Raw genomic sequence first — 21241 nt, forward strand, 5'->3', positions numbered from 1 at the left:
AATCCCCCAGCTGATATAGCCTCCGGCAGGATTGCAGAGGTGCGCAGTAGAAGTATGTCATGCAATTGCATGACGCGCACCTCGCAGCAAGAATGCCGAGGCATTCTTGAATATAATATCAGCCTGGAGCTTTATGCTCCGGCTAAGGTATCTACAGATTCTTTTAGGAGACAGGTCTATTGGCCTGTCTCTTTTCATATACTTTTATGAATGATTTACAGCATTGGACAAGGAGGATGGGTTTTATGGAAAAGGCATCTGATACATATGAAAAATTATATTACTCTCTGTGGGAGCTGGCAGGAAGATACAGCAGCTTTATACAATTCCGGGTGATTGGAAGCAGTCATGATGAAAGGATGATCCCTATGCTGGAAATAGGAAAGGGAAGAAATGTACTGTTTTGCCTTGGATCTTTGGATGGCAGAGATCAGATTACCCCTGATATCCTGGTATACATGGCAGAGGAATATGCAAAAGCCTATGAGTGTGGATGGCTTCTTGAGGATTTTTATGATATCCGAAAGCTTCTGAATCAGATCAGGCTATGTGTGATCCCGTTAGCCAATCCGGATGGTTATGAAATCTGCCGAAACGGCTTTTCTGTGATCCGAAATCCTATCTACAGGCAGATGCTGAAGATGCAGCAGATTCCCTGTGAAGAATTTGGATGCAATGCAAGAGGGATGGATCTTTCCAGGAATTTTCCCACATCCGGGTACAAAAGGACAAGAGCAGGGCAGGGGCCAGCCAGCGAAAATGAAGTAAAGGCTTTGATCCGGATTTTTCAGGAATATCAGGGAGAAGGCCTGCTCTCCTTTGGACAAGCCTGGCAAAGGATTTTGTACTATACAGGAGATATTAATGGCAGACAGATATATAAAAGCCATAAAATTGCCAGAAATCTTCAACAGTGTACAGACAGAAGAAGAGTAAAAAAAGAACAGGCATCCGGTTTGAAGATGGGTTACCATCTGGAAAAACAAAGCGTCATAGTCCCTGAAAATAAGGAAAGCAGATATTTTACCGCTGGGGCCCCGGAACCTTTTTATCAGCAGATCACAGGACGGCCAGCCCTGCGTATAGAAATTGGAAAAACATGGGGACAAGAACTGACCAGGGAAGAACTTTCAGAATGTACCAGGGATATCCGTATTCTTCCTTTGGAATATATTTTTTCTTATACAAGTGGATTGGTGTCTTAACTGCTTGTTGATAAGATTCCTCAATAACTGTTTTTTTATAAATACAGTCTTGACGGGCTGTCCAAAATCAGGTATCTTAATAGCAAGTTAGCACAGACTAACGATTATGAGAATGATATGGACGGCCTGATAAAAGAATATTGGATGGGAGATCACTTACACCAGTAGGTTTGACAGATCAGCCCTTTATTTTTTAATCATGAGTTAGAAACAACTAATAAATATTTGCCAGCTAAAGGAGGACGCACATGAGTATTGTAATTATCGGTGGAAATGAAAGAATGGTATGTCAGTATACAGATATCTGCAAAGGATACGGATACAAAGCTAAGATTTTTCCAAAGGAGAACGGATCCATCCGTAAGAAGATCGGAAGTCCGGATCTGATGGTTCTTTTTACCAATACCGTATCCCACAAAATGGTATTAAGCGCTTCACAGGAAGCCAAAAAGAACAATATTCCTGTTGCCCGGATCCATACTAGCAGTGCAAGTGCACTGAAAACAGCCCTTGACCAGCATTGCGTATTTGCTTAAATCGCGGTATTGTACAGATTGGATTTCATGCTGCCAAACAGCCCGGACAGCAATGGCTGGCGGTTGATTCGCCTGAATAAATGGTTCATACAACTGTTGATTCGCCCGAATAAATGGTAGACAAACTGCTGTGAATAGGATAAAATAAAATAATAAAAAGATACATGCAGCCCCAGAAGAGTCGTTTTTTGGGGTTGTTTTTCTGTTGTAATCATGCATATGTGAAACGGGAGGAATTATGTTTAACGAAATTGATTTTACTAAAATAGATCTTACAGGACAGCCGCCGGCTGACGAGACCAAAAGACAGTATTACTTTATGGGAAAGATCAGGGAACTCCTTGCAAGGGAGAGAGCTGTTCTTGGCAGACCGGTAACCTATTGTCTTCAGACCTTTGGCTGTCAGATGAATGAAAAGCAGTCTGAGGTTGTAGCAGGTATTATGGATGAGATGGGCTTTGACCGGAAAGAATCCGAAGATGCAGATATCGTGATCTACAATACCTGTACCGTCCGTGAGAATGCCAATCTGAAGGTATATGGCCGTCTTGGCAAGCTTCATAATCTGAAGAAACACAATCCTGATATGAAGATCATTTTATTTGGCTGCATGATGCAGGAACAGCATGTAGTAGATAAGATCAGGAAGGATTATCCATTTGTAGATCTTGTATTTGGAACCCACAATATTTTCCGGTTTGCAGAGCTGTTCTATGAGATGAAAAACAGGGACAGCCAGCTGGTGGAAATCTGGGAAGGTACAGAACAGATCGTGGAAGAATTGCCTACAGAGCGTAATTACTCTTTCAAATCCGGGGTAAATATTATGTTCGGCTGCAACAATTTCTGCAGCTACTGTATTGTTCCTTATGTACGTGGACGGGAGCGCAGCAGAGAGCCTGAGGCGATCGTAAATGAAGTGAAGTCTCTGGTGGCAGATGGGGTGACAGAGGTGATGCTTCTTGGACAGAATGTAAATTCCTATGGCAAAACCCTGGAGCATCCGATAACCTTTGCGCAGCTTCTTCAGATGGTAGAAGCTGTTCCTGGCCTTAAAAGGATCCGGTTCATGACTTCCCATCCAAAGGATCTGTCTGACGAATTGATCGAATATATGGGAAAAAGCAAGAAGGTATGCCATCATCTTCATCTTCCCATGCAGTCTGGCAGCAGTCGGATCCTGAAGCTGATGAATCGCCGTTACGATAAAGATAAATATCTGGAGCTTGTGCAGAAGATTCGGGGGGCGGTGCCGGATATTTCCCTGACTACCGATATTATTGTAGGATTCCCAGGTGAGACAGAAGAAGACTTTCTGGAAACACTGGATGTGGTTGATAAATCTGATTTTGATACAGCTTTTACATTTATTTACTCCAAGCGGAGCGGTACACCGGCTGCTAAAATGGAGGATCAGGTACCAGAGGACGTGGTGAAAGACCGTTTTGACCGTCTTCTTTCCCTTGTCCAGGAAAAGGGCAGGATGGTATCTTCCAGATTCCAGGGCACTGTGCAGGAAGTGCTGGTTGAGACAGAAAGTAAAGAAAAAGGGATCTTTACAGGAAGGACCCAATACAATCTTCTTGTACATTTTCCAGGAACTTCTGATATGCTTGGCAAATATATCCAGGTACGTCTGGATACCTGCAAAGGATTTTACTATCTGGGGACTGCAGTGACAGAACAGGAGTGATATGCACATGAATGATATGAGACGGCTGCTGAAATATATGGGATCATATAAGAAGGATATGGTGCTTGGCGGGGTACTTGTATTGATCGAAACCTGTTTTGAACTGTTTATCCCTATTATGATCGCAGACCTGATCGATACAGGTGTGGCAAATCATGATATCCATTATATTTATATAAAAGGCATACAGATGATCCTATGTGCCGGAGCAGCCCTTCTTACCGGGCTTTTATATGCCCGTTATGCAGCCAGGGCTGCTTATGGATGGGGAGCAAAGCTGCGTGAAGCCGAATACGCAAAGGTGCAGCAATATGCTTTTTCTAATCTGGATCACTTTGCAGCCTCATCTCTTGTAACAAGGATGACAACAGATATTACTGTGATCCAAAATATGGTATGCGCAGGCTTCAGGCCGGTGACAAGGGGTCCCTCTCTTCTGGTGATGGGGGTTCTTCTGTCTTTTTGGATGAATGCCAGGCTTGCCATTGTTTTTCTTGTATGCATTCCTGCACTGGCTTTGGTCCTGTACTGGATCGTTTCCAAAGTGGCGCCTATGTATACTAGGCTTCAGCAGATCATGGACCGACTGAACCATGTAGTCCAGGAGGGGCTTACAGGCATTCGTGCAGTAAAGGCTTTTGTGAGGGATGAATACGAAGAGGATAAGTTTGCAAAGGTAAATACAGACCTTACTGCTTCCAGTGAAAAGACTTTTCATTATGCGGTTTTGAACCTGCCTGCTTTTCAGGCTGTGATGTATCTTGCGATTGTACTGATCATGTGGTTCGGAGGCAATATGATCCTCACATCAGGGCTGAAAGTGGGAGATCTTACCGGATTTTTAAGCTATGTGATGCAGGTAATGAATTCTCTTATGATGATCGCCAATGTGTTTCTTTTGCTTACCAGATCGTTGGCCAGCGCCCATCGTATTGTAGAGGTGCTGGATGAAAGGATCATCCTGGCATCACCCCAAAACGGCCGAAAGGAAGTGCCTGACGGCAGAATTGACTTTGAGGATGTATCCTTTAAATACCATGAAAATGCAAAGGAATATGCATTATCGAAGGTGGATCTTCATATCCTGCCGGGACAGACGGTGGGGATCCTTGGAGGTACCGGAGCATCCAAAACAACTTTGGTACAGCTGATCCCCAGACTGTATGACACAACCTGCGGAAGTATAAAGGTAGGAGGCCATGATGTGCGGGAATATGATCTGGCTGCACTTCGCAGGGCGGTAGGCATCATTCTTCAAAAAAATATATTATTTTCCGGCACTGTGAGAGAAAATCTTCTTTGGGGAAATCCGGATGCTTCTGATGAAGAGATTTGGAAGGCTTGCAAAGCAGCCAGCGCAGATGAATTCCTGGAAAAGCTTCCGGATGGTCTTGATACAATGCTGGAGCAGGGGGCAGGAAACCTGTCCGGAGGGCAGAAGCAAAGACTTTGTATTGCCAGGGCCTTACTTGGAAAGCCACGGATATTGATCTTTGATGACTCCACCAGTGCAGTGGATACTGCTACAGAAAAGAAGATCCGTGAAGCGCTTGCCGGATATCCGCATATTACAAAGATCATTATTGCCCAGCGGATCACCTCGGTTATGAATACAGATCAGATCATTATCATGGATGACGGCAGGATCCATGCCACCGGAACCCACACGCAGCTTCTTGCTAATGATTCGATTTATCAGGAGATTTATGCTTCGCAGATGAAGGGAGGGGACGAAGATGGCTTCCAGACAGTATAGTGGGAAGAAGCCCCAGAACCTTAAGAAAACGCTGGCATTTTTCCTTTCTTATATAGGCAGGCACAGACTGATCTTCCTTGCTGTGGCAGTGATGGTTGCTATCAGTGCCATTGCAAATCTGGCAGGTACTTATATGATCCGTCCCATTGTCAATCATCTGGCAGATGGGGATATACATTCCCTGCTGATGGGCGTGCTGCTGGCTGCCGGGATTTTTGCCACAGGAGCTTTTTCTGCCTGGGGATACACACAGACCATGGTAAAGGCTTCTCAAAAGGTGTTGTATGATATCCGAAAGGATCTTTTTGAACATATCCAGACACTTCCGCTAAGATTTTTTGATACTCATGGCCATGGAGATATTATGAGTCTTTTTACAAATGACATCGATACTATTTCCGAGGCATTAAATAACAGTTTTGCCATGGCCATCCAAAGCTTTATCCAGATGGTAGGTACTTTGACGGTACTTTATATCCTGAACTGGAGGCTGTCTTTGATCGTAACCGTATGTTATGGGATCATGTTCTGGTATATCAGGTTCAGCGGGAAGAAAAGTAAAGCATACTATGCCGCACAGCAGCAAAGTCTGGGACAGCTAGATAGTTTTATTGAAGAAATGATCACCGGACAGAAGGTGATCAAAGTGTTCAATCATGAAGAAGCAAGCTTTCAGGATTTTTGTAAGAAAAATGAGGAGCTTCGCCAGGCAGGTACAGGTGCGCAAGGATATGCTGCGACTATGATCCCTGTGGTTGTGGCTATTTCCTACATTAACTGTGCCATTGTGGCGGTACTAGGCGGGCTTCTTGCCCTTCAGGGGAAGACCGATATGGGCGGTCTTGCCAGCTATCTTGTATTTGTAAGACAGGCAGCCCTTCCTATTAACCAGTTTACCCAGCAAAGCAATTTTATTCTGTCAGCACTTGCCGGCCTGGAGCGGGTTTTCCAGGTGATGGAATTAAAGCCTGAGATTGATGAAGGGACTGTCCGGCTGGTGCGGGTACGCCAGGAAAAAGACCAGATCATCCAGTGTAAGGAATCTACAGGGAAATGGGCCTGGCGCACAGCAGATGGCAGCCTGGTCCCACTTTGCGGGGATGTGCGGTTTGAACATGTGGATTTTGGATATATAAACGGACGATCAATCCTGAAGGATATCAGCCTGTATGCAAAGCCGGGGCAGAAAATTGCTTTTGTAGGCTCTACAGGAGCAGGAAAAACTACCATCACCAATCTGATCAACCGCTTTTATGAGGTGCAAAAAGGCAGGGTGGTATATGACGGATTAGATGTAAGACAGATCAAAAAAGCAGATCTGCGCCATTCTCTTGGCATCGTTCTTCAGGACACCCATCTGTTTACAGGCACAGTAGCAGACAATATCCGTTTTGGAAAACTGGATGCAACCATGGAAGAAGTTAAAAAAGCAGCCAGGATCGCAAATGCAGATTCTTTTATCCGCCGTCTGCCGGATGGATATGATACGATGATCACTGCAGATGGAGCCAAACTTTCCCAGGGACAGCGGCAGCTTCTGGCAATTGCCAGGGCAGCTGTGGCAGACCCGCCAGTGCTGATCCTGGATGAGGCAACCTCCTCAGTAGATACCCGTACAGAAGTACTGATTGAGAAGGGGATGGATCAGCTGATGGAAGGGCGGACAGTATTTGTGATCGCTCATCGCTTAAGCACAGTACGCAATGCCAATGCTATTATAGTGCTGGAGCATGGTGAGATTGCTGAAAGGGGAGACCATGAGGATCTTCTGAAACAAAAGGGAAAATATTACCAGCTATATCATGGAATGTTTGAGCTTAGCTGAAATGGGGGATAATAGTAAGATGAGTAACAGTAAGAAGTACGAGATCGATATGTGTAATGGCACGATCATGGATAAATTGATCACTTTTGCCGTTCCGCTTATGCTGTCAGGTATCCTGCAGCTGATGTTCAATGCGGTAGACATTATTGTGGTAGGAAGATTCAGCGGCAGCCAGGCTTTGGCTGCGGTAGGTTCTACCACAGCATTGATCAGTGTATTTACAAATCTTTTTATAGGGGTTTCCCTTGGGGCAAACGTACTGGCTGCAAGATTCTATGCAGCAGGAAAGCATAAGGAAATGTCAGAAACTGTGCACACAGCCATAACACTTGCTCTGGTAAGCGGTATTGTAATGGCTGTGATCGGTTTCATCATGACAAGACCTGCGCTTGAATTAATGGGTACACCGGATGATGTAATCGAGCAGTCCGTGTTGTATATGAGGATCTATTTCCTTGGAATGCCTTTTTTTATGCTGTACAATTATGGGGCTGCCATTCTTCGTGCAGTAGGGGATACCAAGCGTCCCCTGATTTTCCTGATCATTTCCGGCCTTACCAATGCAGTGCTGAACATGATCCTTGTGATCTGCTTCCATCTGGATGTAGCAGGTGTAGCCATTGCTACGGTAGTTTCCCAGATGATTTCCTGTATACTGGTGCTACGGTGCCTATGTCATACAGATGGCAGTTATCAGCTTAAGTTATCCAAGTTGACCATGAAGGGCTTTTATCTGAAACAGATTTTCCAGGTAGGGATTCCTGCCGGAATCCAAAGCACAGTGATCAATCTGTCCAATGCACTGCTTCAATCTTCTGTAAATTCCTTTGGTTCCATTGCCATGGCAGGGTATACGGCAGCCAATAATATTTTTGGCTTCCTGTATGTATCGGTTAATTCAGTGACCCAGTCCTGTATGAGTTTTACCAGTCAGAATTATGGAGTAGGGAAATATAAGCGAATGGATAAGGTGCTTGTAGACTGCATGATTCTTTCTGCCGGTTTTTCTCTTGTTTTAGGCTGCGGTGCTTATTTCTTTGGCCCTCAGATCCTGAAGATCTATACAGATGATCCCAAGGTGATCCAGTGCGGTATGGAGATCATGGCTTATACCACAATCCCGTATTTCCTTTGCGGTATGATGGATCTGTTTCCAGGTGCCCTGCGTGGTATGGGCCACTCTGCAGTACCCATGATCCTGTCTGTGATCGGTACGGTTGGAATGAGGATCCTTTGGGTTTTCGGGCTTTTCCCTTCCCACAGATCTCTTCGGTTCCTGTTTATTTCTTATCCTGCATCTTGGACCGTTACCATTTTACTCCAGGTGGTGTGCTTCTATTTCGTCCGCAGGAAAGTACACAGGATGAAACAGCCTGCATTATAAACGTACTTTCAGCCCTCGGAAGCTGAAGACAAAATAAAGGACTTCCGCAACAGAAGTAATAGACCAGGAGAAGAAATAAAGAAGATACAGGGATGGGATCGTGTGAAAATGTGCGAACACTGTGTAGATCCACACAATACGGAACACACAGGAGCCAAGGATCACAACAACCGTTGGTACCACACTTTTCCCGATCCCTCTGGAAGCTGCAATGGAGCAGTCCATAAAGGCACTGATGCAGTAGGAGAGTGCCATGATTCGTATCCTTTCCATTCCTGCGTCAATAACTGCCTGCTTTGTGGCAAATCTCCAGGATCTGGGCCAGCATTAAAGGAACGCTGAATAAAAAGATATTTTTCCATAACGAACCGGACGTCATATGAATGGCACCGGTTTTTATTTTTTCATTGGTTGCTTCCATTTTCAAATCCCCTCATCACAAAAAAACTTGCTTACAGGCTTTGCTTTGCATTTGCACTCCTGTAAGCATTGTAATCATACGATACTATTATTGAGAAAAAATGTAAAGGATAATAATGAAAAAGATGTGTAAATTTCCTTGACAAAATACCCTAATGGGGTATATAGTGATTTTGAAATGAAGAATACCCATACGGGGTATGTGAAGAAAGGAGAGAATGCCATGACTGAAAAGAAAAACTGCTGCTGCAGCGAAAAGCATACAGACCGATCCCAAGAGGAGCGTAAGAAGCTGATCAACCGGCTGAAGCGTATTGAAGGACAGATCCGGGGTATCATCGGTATGCTTGAGAATGATGCCTACTGTAATGATATCCTGATCCAGTCTGCTGCTGTGAATGCAGCTGTGAATTCTTTTAACAAAGAACTGCTTGCCAATCACATCCGCACCTGTGTGGCCAGGGATATCCGTCAGGGGAAGGATGAGACCATTGATGAGCTTGTGGCAACTCTTCAGAAGCTTATGAAATAGATGTATAGTTATGTGGCGGTCAGGCCACATGTCCGTTTACCAGGAGGAATGAAGATGGACCAATATAATGTAACAGGGATGAGCTGTGCAGCCTGCAGCGCCAGGGTCGAAAAGGCAGTATCCAAAGTTTCGGGTGTTACTGCCTGCACTGTCAGTCTACTGACCAATTCTATGGGTGTGGAAGGGACTGCATCTCCGGATGAGATCATTTCGGCAGTAACTGCTGCAGGTTATGGAGCATCCTTAAAAGGAAACAAAAGCAATAGGGTTTCTCAGTCAGAAGCGGAAGAAGCACTGGAGGACCATGAAACACCGACATTAAAACGCCGCCTGATCGCATCGGCAGGATTTTTACTTGTGCTAATGTATTTTTCCATGGGACATATGATGTGGGGATGGCCTCTGCCTGCATGGTTTAAGGATAATCATGTGGCTATGGGGTTGGTACAGATGATCCTGGCTGCCATTGTTATGGTGATCAATCAGAAGTTTTTCATTAATGGTTTTAAAAGCTTATGGCACCGTTCCCCCAACATGGATACTTTGGTTGCATTAGGCTCCATGGCATCCTTTGTATGGAGCGTATATGCACTGTTTGCCATGACCCGTGCACAGGTGGATGGAGATATGGCAGCAGTGATGAATTATATGATGGAATTCTATTTTGAATCTGCAGCCATGATCCTTACCTTGATCACGGTAGGAAAAATGCTGGAAGCACGTTCCAAGGGGAAGACTACAGATGCGCTGAAAAGCCTGATGAAGCTGGCTCCCAAAACTGCTTCCGTTGAAAGAGATGGTAAAGAGGTTTCTGTTCCTGTGGAACAGGTGCAGAAAGGGGATGTATTCCTTGTACGTCCAGGGGAGAATATTCCGGTTGACGGCGTTATACTGGAAGGAAACAGTGCTGTAAATGAATCTGCTCTTACAGGAGAAAGCATTCCTGTAGACAAGGCTGCTGGCGATCAGGTGTCAGCTGGTACAGTGAACCAGTCCGGATTTATCAAATGTACAGCGTCCCGTGTAGGAGAGGATACCACACTTTCCCAGATCATCAAAATGGTCAGTGATGCAGCTGCAACAAAAGCTCCCATTGCAAAGATCGCAGATAAGGTGTCTGGTATTTTTGTGCCGACAGTGATCACGATTGCAGTGATCACCACTTTGGTCTGGCTGCTTACTGGACATGATTTTGGCTATGCCCTTGCAAGAGGGATTTCCGTTCTTGTGATCAGCTGCCCCTGCGCTCTTGGCCTGGCAACTCCGGTAGCTATTATGGTTGGGAATGGCATGGGTGCCAAAAACGGTATTTTGTTTAAAACAGCTGTTTCCCTGGAAGAGGCCGGAAAGGTACAGATCGTTGTCCTTGACAAAACAGGCACCATCACCAGCGGTCAGCCTGAGGTAACGGATGTACTGCCAGCTCCTGGAGTTGACAAAGAGGAGCTGCTTCAGTATGCTTATACATTAGAGAGCAGGAGTGAGCATCCGCTGGCAAGAGCCATTTTAACAAAAGGAAAAGAAATGGATCTGGAGCTTCTTAAGATTTCTGATTTCATGGCACTTCCAGGCAACGGACTTACAGGTACTGTGAATCACAGGATTATGGCAGGCGGAAGTCTTGCATTTGTTTCTTCAAAGACCCGGGTGCCAGATTCTTTTACTGTACAGGCAAAGACACTGGCAGACGCAGGCAAAACACCGCTGCTCTTTATGAGGGATGGAAAGCTGCTTGGTATCATTGCTGTGGCAGATGTGATCAAGAAGGACAGTCCTCAGGCGGTTCGGGAGCTGCAGGCTATGGGGATCCGGGTAGTTATGCTTACTGGTGATAATGAACGTACAGCCAAAGCAATCGGTGCACAGGCCGGTGTGGACCAGGTGATCGCAGGAGTACTTCCTGATGGCAAGGAAAGTGTGATCCGTAAGCTGAAAGAAAAGGGCAAGGTTGCCATGGTAGGTGATGGCATCAATGATGCGCCTGCACTTACAAGAGCAGATTTGGGGATTGCTATTGGGGCAGGTACCGACATAGCTATTGATGCTGCTGATGTGGTCCTGATGAAGAGCCGCCTAAGTGATGTGCCGGCTGCAGTAAGGCTGAGCCGAGCCACCCTTCGGAACATCCACGAGAACCTGTTCTGGGCATTTTTCTACAATGTGATCGGTATTCCTCTTGCTGCCGGTGTATGGATCCCGCTGTTTGGCTGGACTTTAAACCCTATGTTCGGTGCAGCGGCCATGAGTCTGTCCAGCTTCTGCGTTGTCACCAATGCGCTGCGGCTGAACCTGTTTAGGATTCATGATGCAGGGAAGGATAAAAAGATCCATCCGGTGGATCTTGATTACATGGTCACAGGGGATCATGAAATCAATAATCATGAAATCAATAATCATGAAATCAGCAATAATGAAACGTGCAATCATGACGAATGTAATCATGAAGCATGTAATCATAAAATAAACAATCATAACGAAAAGGAGAAGAAAAACATGGTAACAATCACTGTAAACGTAGAGGGAATGATGTGCGGACACTGCGAGGCACATGTAAATCAGGCAATCAAAAATGCATTCCAGGTAGAAGACGTGGTATCTTCTCACGAGAAGAACACCACAGTGATCACTGCAAAGGAGCATTTGGATGAAGACAAGATCCGTCAGGTGATCAAAGATGCCGGTTATGAAGTGACAGGGATCCAGGAAGCATGAATGAGTTATTTGAACTGATTGAAAAGAAGATCAAAGACTCCGGTTATCCCCGTGCTATCAGGGGAGAAGATGTGTATGAAGACATCTGCGACCAGATCGATGGAAAAGAAAACGGAAGTTACATCCTTCTTTCCAAATTCGAGGATGATGTGATCTTTGAGTATCACATCACTATAAGAGACCAGGACTTTAACCTTGGGATTTTGACAATGAGAACACCGGAAGGTGTATTTGAAACAGATTTTGATGCCTGATGTGAGCTGCCGTACTGATTTTCAGTACGGCAGTTTTTGCATGATTCACATAGAACTATCCAAAAGGATAGTTCCTTAACTGGCTTTTTTCTGGTAAAATTATACTATCATAATTGGAAAAGGCCAAAGGAGGGGGATATGAATACAAGCGTCCGATTGATCAATGACAATTACATAAGTCCGGAGACTGCAGTCCGTAAGTTCAGATCTGCCCGTAAATTCCGAACACCATTGTATCTTTACGGAGTGACCGGCATTGGGAAGACTTCTCTGGTTATGAATAACCTTAACATGAAACGCTGCACCTATTACAGCGCTGCTGATACTGCTGCAGAGATGGTAGAGATAAAGGAATATGAAGGAGAGCACACGGTGATCCTGGATGATCTTCACTGTGTAACAGACAGTGCGCAAAGAGAACTTTTCTCTGCTAAGATCCGTCAGTTACTGGATCAGGATAATGTTTGGCTGATTTTGATCGGAAGATGTCCCTTTCCCAGATGGCTGCTGGGACTACGGACGAAATACATGTTTGTAGAGATCCCGGAGAAGGATTTTCTTCTCACATTAGAACAGCAGAAAATATATACAGAGCGCGCCGGACTGGTTTTCTCAGAGGAAGAGCACCGGAAGATCTGGCAAGTAGGACGGGGCATTCCCATGTCTTTAGTGTTTTTTGTTATGGAAAAAGGAGATCTGGAGCGTACCAAGAAACGTGTCTGGGATTTTCTGGAAACCCAGGTATATGACCAGTGGGACACGGAATTACAGGATTTCTTCATGGATGTTTCTATTACAGAGTCTTTTACTTTGCAGCTGGCTGCCATGCTTACAGGGAGAAATGATGTAGAGCAGTTGATTGCAGAAGCAGAGCTTACCGGCAATTTTTTTGATATCAGCGGGACAGATGGTATTTGGAAATGCAGATGGGAAATGCGTGTTTCCATGCAGCAGAGGCTTCACAGGAAACGGACCCCGGACCAGATCGAACGGCTGTATTATACGGCAGGTCTGTATTACGAACTTGCAGGCAGGATTCCTGAAGCCCTTGCGATGTACGAAAAATATCAGGATATGGATAGTATTTCCAGACTGCTTATTTCCAACGCAAGAAAGAATCCTTCCAGTGGACACTATTTTGAACTTCGCAAATATTATCTGGCTCTTCCTCATCGGATCGTGGCAGACAGCCCTGTTTTGATGGCAGGACTTAGTCTTTTGCATTCCATGCTGCTGAATATAGATGAGAGCGAACGCTGGTATCATGAACTGGAGGTATATGCCCAGAAGCATTCCGGCAGTTCCGGCAAAGAGGCAAGGGACCGGCTTCTTTACCTGAAGATCGGACTGCCCCACACAGGAACTGTGAAGATGATAGATCTTCTCAAGAATGCAGATATTCTGCTGCGTAATCGTAAAGTTGTATTGCCGGAGCTTGCCGTTACCAGTAATCTTCCTTCCATTATGAATGGGGGCAAGGATTTTTGCGAATGGAGCAAACGGGACAGAGAACTGGCAGCAAGCATAGGAAAGCCTGTGTCTTTTGTTCTTGGCAAATATGGAAAGGGCCTGGTGCCCCTGGCTTTGGCAGAAAGCTATCTGGAAAAAGGAGGCGATACCTTTGAGATCTTTTCCTGCGCTGAAAAGGGCAGAATGGAAGCTGACAGCAGCGGGAAGATGGAACTTGTATTTGTAGGAAGCGGTATATTGGCCTGGCTGTCCGTTTTAAAAAACGATGCTGCAGGCGCCAGGACCACGTTATTAAGCCTGCGGGAGCGGGCTGAACTGGAAGCACCGAATCTTCTTGAAAATCTGGATACGTTTCTTTGCAGGATTGGCTTGTATCAAGGGGAAGATGTATCTGCATGGCTGAAGACAGCACCGGATGAAAAAAAAGAATTTTATACAATGGATCGGTTCCGGTACCTGACGAAGGTGCGGGTTTATATCCAGATGGGCAGATATGAAGCTGCATACTGCCTTCTGCAGCAGCTTTTGTACTATGCAGTTATGATGAAGCGTACATACATCCATATGGAGGTGCAGCTTCTGTTAGCTATCGTGCAGTACCAGACAGGACAGACCGGATGGAAGGATACATTCCAATGGTGCATTACACAGGCTGAGGAATATCATTTTGTACGGATCTTCAGCAGAGAGGGTCCTCTTGTTTATCCGCTTTTCGGAAAGGAAAAGTTCATCTGGAAAGATGGAGCTTACAAGAAACAGGTGCTGTCAGAGTGTAAACAGATGGCTGAAAATTATCCTTCTTACCTGCAAGGCGATGAAGAAACACATATTGTATTAAGCAGCAATGCTACCCGTATTCTGAAATTACAGGAAGAAGGTCTTTCAGCTTCGGAGATTGCAGCTATGCTGAAGCTTTCCGAAGCCACAGTGAAATATCATAATAAGGAGACATACCGGAAGCTGGGTGTGAAAAACAAAACCGCAGCAATTGCAGAAGCAAAAAAAAGAAAGCTGATCTAGTACAGTGAAAATTAAGGAAAGCCAATATGGTGGTTACTTAATATTCACTGTACCAGGCAACAATAAAAGCAGTAATAAAAGCTGCAATAAAAGCTATATTATTACCAGAGGGAGGACAACCAATATGAAAAAAAGGAAAATTGCATGGATCCTGGCCATGGCTATGACGGCTACAAGCATTGACAGCACCGCTTTGATGGCGGGTGCCACAGAGCTTGCCACCACAGAGCAGGAAGGCCTGACCCAGGATACTGACCAGGTGTTTGATGTGCCGGATGAAGATTCTCATGCAGCAGAGCAGGTTACGGAAGCAGACAATGCAGATCCGGATCTTTCCTTTTACGATGTGGAAAGCGACAGCACATACGTAGAAGATGAGGGAGAGCAGCTTTTTTCGTCAGGAGAGAGCATGACAGAACCTGAAGAAGTATTTCAGGATGTATATGATGCGGATGCTTCTAATGCGGACAGTGGCTCAGGTACTACCATAACCTATCCGGGTTTCTGTACGCAGATCAATACCAGTATGGATTTTACAGCAGAGATCAAAACAGAAGGAGAGGAAGCCTGGTTTCATTTCACACCTGAGGAAGATGGCAAATACGTTTTCATGACCGATGAGAATACTGTTTTTGCCAGAACCCATGCCAATTTATGCGAGGACGTAGAAGAACAGGAAAAGCCTCTTTTGAAAGAGGATGAAATATCCGGAAATTGGACACATCTTTCCAGGATCACCTATGATCTGGTAAAAGGTAAACAGTATTTATTCCGTACCTGGCTTGATTATGGCACAGGAAGCTACAAAGTAAGAGTTGTTAAGTATTCTGAAGATTATGATATTACCTCTGTTACTTTAAATGCAGAGAACGCCCGGAAGCAATACGTGCAGTGTTCAGAATATGTATATGCAGCCGGGGCTCAGCTTACATTTAATTATCATAATGCACCTTCACAGACAGTTACCGTTACAGCGAGAAATGCATTCCCTATGGACACTTATGGACATAAGGCCGGATATTTGTACTATAACAGTGCGGGGGAACCATCTGGCAGCGCCGGTTCTGCTATGATGAAAGCAGGTACCTACAAAGTCAGATTTGAAGTGGAAGGCTACACTCCTGCTGATCCGGATTCCTTATCTTATGAGTTTACTGCAGGGGATCCATGGACGGATATCCGTGAAGGCACCACAGCAGTGAAACGGGTTCACTCTCAGGATGATGCCCTGTGGTACAAATTTATTCCAACCAAAAGTGGAACCTATGCCTTTGATTCCCCAGGATTGATGCAGGTGAACGACAAGAATGCTAATTTTGCTAACATATCTCCCATATCCGAAAAATGGGGTGAGTACTCCGGCGTTTTTCAGCATCGGAGACAATATATACTTGCTCAAGACCAGATTTATTATGTGCGTTTTTACTACATGGATGAGGATCAGGGCGAAACTGCTGATGTAACCATTACCAGAATCCCCAATATTGAAAAGATCCAGATCACCAGCACACTGGGGGAAGCGATTGCCGGTCTTAAAAGCTACACAGAAGCAAAGATTTTGGTTTTCTTTGATAATGGACCCTCAAAAGAAGGCACATTAACATTTGGCTCTACCGTTATCCGGATTGATGAGATGGTCTTTGAACCTTATCTGATCAATGATAAAGACGGAACTGTGCATGAAGTATCAGACGTTCTCCCTGCCGGAGATTATCAGCTGATATTCAGGAGCGGTAATGTTTCCAGTGATCCTGTTCCCTTTGCAGTAAAAGAAATCACCAATTCTGTTCTTTACAAGGGCGCTATTGACTGTGGAAAAGGGATTTCTGTTGTTTCTCCATATGTCCAGCATGCCTTTTACAGCTTTACAGCACCGGAAACAGACAGATATAGTATTTCTGATATTACGTCCCGATACTATGACATTTATAAGAAAACCGGCAGCGGCTATCAGTCAGTAAAATATGAAAACATCCAGGCCTTGAATGCAGGCGATACAATCCTTTTTAAATTTTACGGTGGAGGAGACCAGGATGAAAATGCGTCCCTGAGCCTGCTTAGAAGACAGGATATTACAGCGATGTCTTTCCCTAAAAAAGAGTACATCCAGATCGAAGGTATGAATCCGGAAATCTGGATACCAGGTGATTTAAGTATAGACTATGTAGATGGCAGCCATGCTGAAATTGCTGTTCTTTTTGGTAAAACTTCAGTTGAAGATAATATAGGTAACACCATTGCTGTAGAATGGCTGCGTGAAGATAAAAACGGAAATTATATTCCATGGTCTGCGCAGGAAGGTTCCGTTGCCGGAGAATATAAAGCCATCTTTACTGCTGGAACTGTCCGCGAAGAGATCAGGCTTTCCGTTCTTTCCGTACAAAAAGATGCAGCACGTCTGCCTCAGTTAAAAATGGGCCGTCAAAAGCTTCCATTGAATGAGGATGGCACTAATTATTATATCTTCATCCCGGAAACAGATGGACATTATTCCTTTAATTATTCAGACCGGCATGTAAATGCATCTATAGGGCTTTGGGATGAAGCAAATAATCAGCTTCCATATATTGGGCCTTTGGCTGTTGACAGAGAACTGACAAGAGGAGTCAAGTATTTCATCTCATTCTACACCTCGCAGGCGCAGGATTTTAATCTGTATATTTACAAACAGCCGGTGGCTACGTCTGTGGAAATTCTGCCTGGCTGGGAGAATGATAACAATGTTTTCATTCAGAATCTGGAGACAGTATATTTCGATAACCTTCGGGTCAAAGTGAAAATGGACGATGGAACAGAAGAGATCCTTTCTCTTGGAGAGACAGATCAGTACAATAAGCATCTTGATGGATGGCTTTATCTCCGAAAGGAAGATGGAACATTGGAAACCAGTCCGATTCCTTATGATAATAGGTGGTCTGTTTCTACAGGAGATTACATTCTTAAATTAGGCTATGGCGAGAAAATGTCAGAGCAGGGCATTCCTGTAAAAATTGTTTCTCTGAAGGATTCTGGTGCGCTTGTTCTTGAAACAGATCAGGTGCAGACAGGTTCTGCAGCTTCAAACCGTCTGTTGTATCAGTTCACCCCAGATGCTTCAGGTGTGTATGAACTGGAAGTGAATACGGATGTTATATTGACCATGTATGATGAAAATGGTAAGTATTTAATCAATTCAAATAATGTAGATTCTGATTTGTCCTTTAACCTTGAAGCTGGTAAAACTTATTTCTTTAGTCTGTACGCAAATAATGAATATGGCCCGGATGTACAGCTGTGCATCAAAAAAAATGAGTTGCCTGTAAAGCTTGAAACAACATTGCTGGAGGATGTGACTTATATTCCAGGTATGGACAGCTATTCAGATGTAAGACTGCAGACAGTGGCTATATATGAAGATGGCCGAAGAGAAAAGGTAAAGGCGTATGATCAGATCGCCGGTTGCAACGTGTATTACAGTGTTTTGTCAGAATCAGGGAAAGAGATGGATTTTGATGAGACCATGAAAAAGGGTACTTATACAATCACACCGGTTCTTACGAAAGATAACCAAAATCTGCAGATAGCTGCTGCAGGTGTGCAGGTGAAAGCAGAAAAGCCGCAGGTTACAGAAACATTGATTCTCGAACAGTGGACAGATGTAAAAGAAACTTATCGTCACCTGTACCGATTCACTGCTGCTAAAGATGCTACTTATCAGATTCAGACAGAAGAGGGTGCTGACGCAAGCTTTTACCGGGAAATGAGCAGCCGGTTCAAGAAAAAAGGACAGACCTATCAGATGGATGAAGGGGAAAGCTGTATTGTTGCAGTCAGTGCCTACAAGGATTCCAGGATCCGCATAGTGGAAAAGTCTGAGGAGACTCCTGGACAGCCAGGTGCTGACGGAGAAATCACTTTAACAGATGGTTTTAGCCGGGAAGTTACCTTAAAAGCAGGTGGTGAACAGATTTTTGTTTTCACTCCAACGGTCAGTGGGGATTACCGGATAAAATCAGAAGGTGGATTGGACACTAAGGTAGTGTTATATTCAGATGAGAATCAGCTTGGTGAGGACGATGATTCCGGGTCTGGGAGCAATTTTTCATTGAAAGCTTCTCTTGAAGCCGGCAAGACCTATCGCTATATAGTTGACTTATATAGCAAGGATAACAGCGGAACCACTACTATATGCTTCAGTTTTGTTCAGAATAAGGATATCCGTAAATTAGAGCTGGTATTGAAAGAAGGATTTTCTGACATAAATACTACATTATTCAGCTATCCTCTGAGGGCTTACAGTCTTAAGATCACTTATCAGGATGGAAGTGAAAAAATACTAGAAGATGATTATTATGATCATACCCTGAAAGATGACTTTGGAAATGAGATCAAAGTGGTGGATTCATCCGAAATGGACGGCGATCCTGAGACGAATGAAGTGTTTTTTGTATATGATCTGATGTATAAGAAAGAGGATGGCAAGACCTGGAAGAGCAGCACAAACGGGAAGATACCTTGTGGGAGCATATCAGATATAGAGGCTCTTCAGATCGGCACCCCGAAAACAGCTTCCTTAAAGGCAGGCCAGGAATGTTTATACAGATTTACAGTTCCTGAGGATGGCAATTATTTTATTCATTTTGATTCCGGGAATGATGAGCTTTTCCTGAATACGGAGTTTGGTTCCTATTACACATATTTTCAACTGGGACAGTGGGAGGTTCGTCTAAATCCCATCAGGAAAGACAATAGTGGACTTGTACCGCTGAAAAAGGGAGTTTCTTACCTTGTTTATCTTGGAAATCAGGGTGAAAAGCCTGCCAATGCATTCTCATTCTATATAGCAAAGGCAGACGAACTAACATCTGTAGAGTTGAAAAAAGCTCCAGATAATCCTTTTGTATATCCAAATGCGGATGATAGTGTTTCTCTTGATGGAATGGTGATCACTGCCCATTATGCAGATGGAAGCAGCAAAGATATTTTACAGGGTGAGACGGATCCGGCAGGCCGGTTTGTGCGTGTCCTGTACTGGAAATGGATTGGGAATGATACCCTTCGTGTTTTCTTTGCATTTGGCAGCTGCAGAAGCTTTGTTGACCTGAAAGCAGCTTCTACAGAGCAGCTCCCGGTACTTAAAACCGGAGAAACCATCCAGGTGCCTGCAGCCGGCAACCAGCTCACAGCATTCCGATATACACCGGAGGAAAGCGGTTTTTATTCCTTTGATATGGATCAGGATGACTGGATCAAGGTTGTAGAAGAAGAAACAGGCAAAGAAGTGAAGGAGATTAATGGCTACTATTTGGAAGCCGGAACTTCCTATCAGGTTTATACGCGCACAAGGTATGGTGATGACACCATTACTGTACTGCGTGGTGTGTGCCAGTGGACAGAAGAGTCTGAGATCAGTGCTACCTGTACAACAGATGGCAGCATTACTTACAGATGTAAGGTTCACAATCACACAAAAACCTATCAGACACAGGAAGCATATGGACATAACTTTGGAGAATGGGTCACTGTAAAGGAAGCAGGCTGCGAAACAGAAGGACAGCAGCAGCGCAGCTGTACAAGATGCCATATCGTTGAGACCAGAGCACTTCCGGCCAAGGGACAGCACAGTTTCGGAGAATGGATCACTGTAAAGGAAGCAGGCTGTGAAACAGAAGGACAGCAGCAGCGCAGCTGCACAAGATGCCATGTCGTTGAGACCAGAGCACTTCCGGCCAAGGGACAGCACAGCTTCGGAGAATGGATCATTACAAAAGATCCCACTGTTCTGGAGACAGGAGTAAAGGAGCGTATCTGCTCCCAGTGCAAAAAGAAAGAGTCAGCTTCCATAGAGAAACTGACAGGTACGATTTCACTGAGCGTGAAAGGCACCATCCCGCTGAAAGTAAAACAGTCCTACAAAGTGAAGGTTACCATGGGCAAGGGAGACAAAGTTGTTTCCTGGAAGTCCAGCAATGCAAAAGCAGTATCTGTGAAAAACGGAGTGATCAAAGGCCGAAAAGCAGGGAAAAAGGCTACCATCACTGTACTTCTTAAGAGTGGTAAAAAAGCAAGCTTTAAAGTAAAAGTACAAAAAACCACGGTTCAGACCAAAAAGCTGACAGTTACAAATGCAGTGACAAAGAAAAAGGTTGGAAAGACTGTTACCCTGAAAAAAGGAGAAACCTTAAAGCTGGCAGCTGCAGCAGCACCTGTTACAAGTCAGCAGAAGATAACTTATACATCTTCTGATAAGAAAATCGCATCGGTTACAAAGAAAGGCCAGATCAAAGCCAGAAAGAAAGGAAAGGCAACGATCACAGTCGAATCCGGTGCAAAAACATATCGAATCAAGATCAATGTAAAATAACCTGCAAAAGAAAGGGAAGAGGCTTCTGGCTTCTTCCCTTTTCATATATGTCTGATTTTGATGCTATAAAAATTGACTATAATCATATTTT

At 44.4% G+C, this 21241-nt stretch carries 13 protein-coding genes; 11 read left to right on the plus strand and 2 right to left on the minus strand.

All coding sequences use genetic code 11. The features are described from left to right. Positions 1-245: 245 nt before the first annotated feature. From G5B11_RS12295 to G5B11_RS12320, 6 genes are all read left to right on the plus strand, one after another. Positions 246-1205 carry a M14 family zinc carboxypeptidase gene (locus G5B11_RS12295; protein ID WP_173728386.1) on the plus strand — a complete coding sequence of 320 codons (960 nt, stop codon included), beginning with the start codon at positions 246-248 and terminating at the stop codon, positions 1203-1205. 248 nt (positions 1206-1453) lie between these two features. Then, positions 1454-1741 (plus strand): DUF2325 domain-containing protein, encoded by a 288-nt coding sequence (locus G5B11_RS12300; protein WP_158420935.1) that lies wholly within the window; start codon positions 1454-1456, stop codon positions 1739-1741. Between the two features lie 238 nt (positions 1742-1979). After that, a complete protein-coding gene (miaB, locus tag G5B11_RS12305) occupies positions 1980-3434 on the plus strand; it encodes a tRNA (N6-isopentenyl adenosine(37)-C2)-methylthiotransferase MiaB (protein ID WP_173728388.1) in 1455 nt (484 codons plus the stop codon). A gap of 16 nt (positions 3435-3450) precedes the next feature. Further along, entirely contained in the window at positions 3451-5190 is a 1740-nt protein-coding gene (locus tag G5B11_RS12310) for an ABC transporter ATP-binding protein (RefSeq protein ID WP_334298001.1), read from the plus strand. Beyond that, a complete protein-coding gene (locus G5B11_RS12315; protein ID WP_173728392.1) occupies positions 5171-7015 on the plus strand; it encodes an ABC transporter ATP-binding protein in 1845 nt (614 codons plus the stop codon). Before G5B11_RS12310 ends, G5B11_RS12315 begins: the two co-directional genes overlap by 20 nt. Positions 7016-7034: 19 nt before the next feature. Next, entirely contained in the window at positions 7035-8399 is a 1365-nt protein-coding gene (locus tag G5B11_RS12320) for an MATE family efflux transporter (RefSeq protein WP_173728394.1), read from the plus strand. On the opposite strand, the gene G5B11_RS12325 is transcribed toward G5B11_RS12320, so the two are convergent. Together G5B11_RS12325 and G5B11_RS12330 are read right to left on the minus strand one after the other, a co-directional pair. After that, positions 8394-8672, minus strand: coding sequence for a hypothetical protein (locus tag G5B11_RS12325; RefSeq protein ID WP_173728396.1), 279 nt, complete (start codon positions 8670-8672; stop codon positions 8394-8396). The two genes, G5B11_RS12320 and G5B11_RS12325, sit on opposite strands and share 6 nt — an antisense overlap. A 7-nt stretch (positions 8673-8679) precedes the next feature. Then, the gene (locus tag G5B11_RS12330; RefSeq protein ID WP_173728398.1) at positions 8680-8820 is read right to left on the minus strand and encodes a hypothetical protein; all 141 of its coding nucleotides are present in this window, start codon (positions 8818-8820) and stop codon (positions 8680-8682) included. A 222-nt stretch (positions 8821-9042) separates the two neighbouring features. Here G5B11_RS12330 and G5B11_RS12335 point away from each other — a divergent pair, with 222 nt between their 5' ends. The 5 genes from G5B11_RS12335 to G5B11_RS12355 all read left to right on the plus strand — a co-directional run bounded on the left by G5B11_RS12335 (position 9043) and on the right by G5B11_RS12355 (position 21150). Further along, complete coding sequence (locus G5B11_RS12335) at positions 9043-9351, plus strand: metal-sensing transcriptional repressor (RefSeq protein WP_158420941.1); 309 nt, start codon at positions 9043-9045, stop codon at positions 9349-9351. Between the two features lie 54 nt (positions 9352-9405). Further along, positions 9406-12063, plus strand: coding sequence for a heavy metal translocating P-type ATPase (locus tag G5B11_RS12340; protein ID WP_173728400.1), 2658 nt, complete (start codon positions 9406-9408; stop codon positions 12061-12063). Then, a complete protein-coding gene (locus tag G5B11_RS12345) occupies positions 12060-12317 on the plus strand; it encodes a hypothetical protein (protein WP_173728402.1) in 258 nt (85 codons plus the stop codon). The genes G5B11_RS12340 and G5B11_RS12345 overlap by 4 nt, the downstream gene beginning before the upstream one ends. A 138-nt stretch (positions 12318-12455) precedes the next feature. Beyond that, on the plus strand, positions 12456-14807 hold the full coding sequence (locus tag G5B11_RS12350; RefSeq protein WP_173728404.1) for a LuxR C-terminal-related transcriptional regulator: 2352 nt from the start codon (positions 12456-12458) through the stop codon (positions 14805-14807). Between the two features lie 124 nt (positions 14808-14931). Continuing rightward, entirely contained in the window at positions 14932-21150 is a 6219-nt protein-coding gene (locus G5B11_RS12355) for an Ig-like domain-containing protein (RefSeq protein ID WP_173728406.1), read from the plus strand. Positions 21151-21241 lie beyond the last annotated feature (91 nt).

This window comes from Blautia glucerasea, assembly GCF_013304385.1.
GTDB classification, from domain to species: Bacteria; Bacillota; Clostridia; order Lachnospirales; family Lachnospiraceae; genus Blautia_A; species Blautia_A ammoniilytica.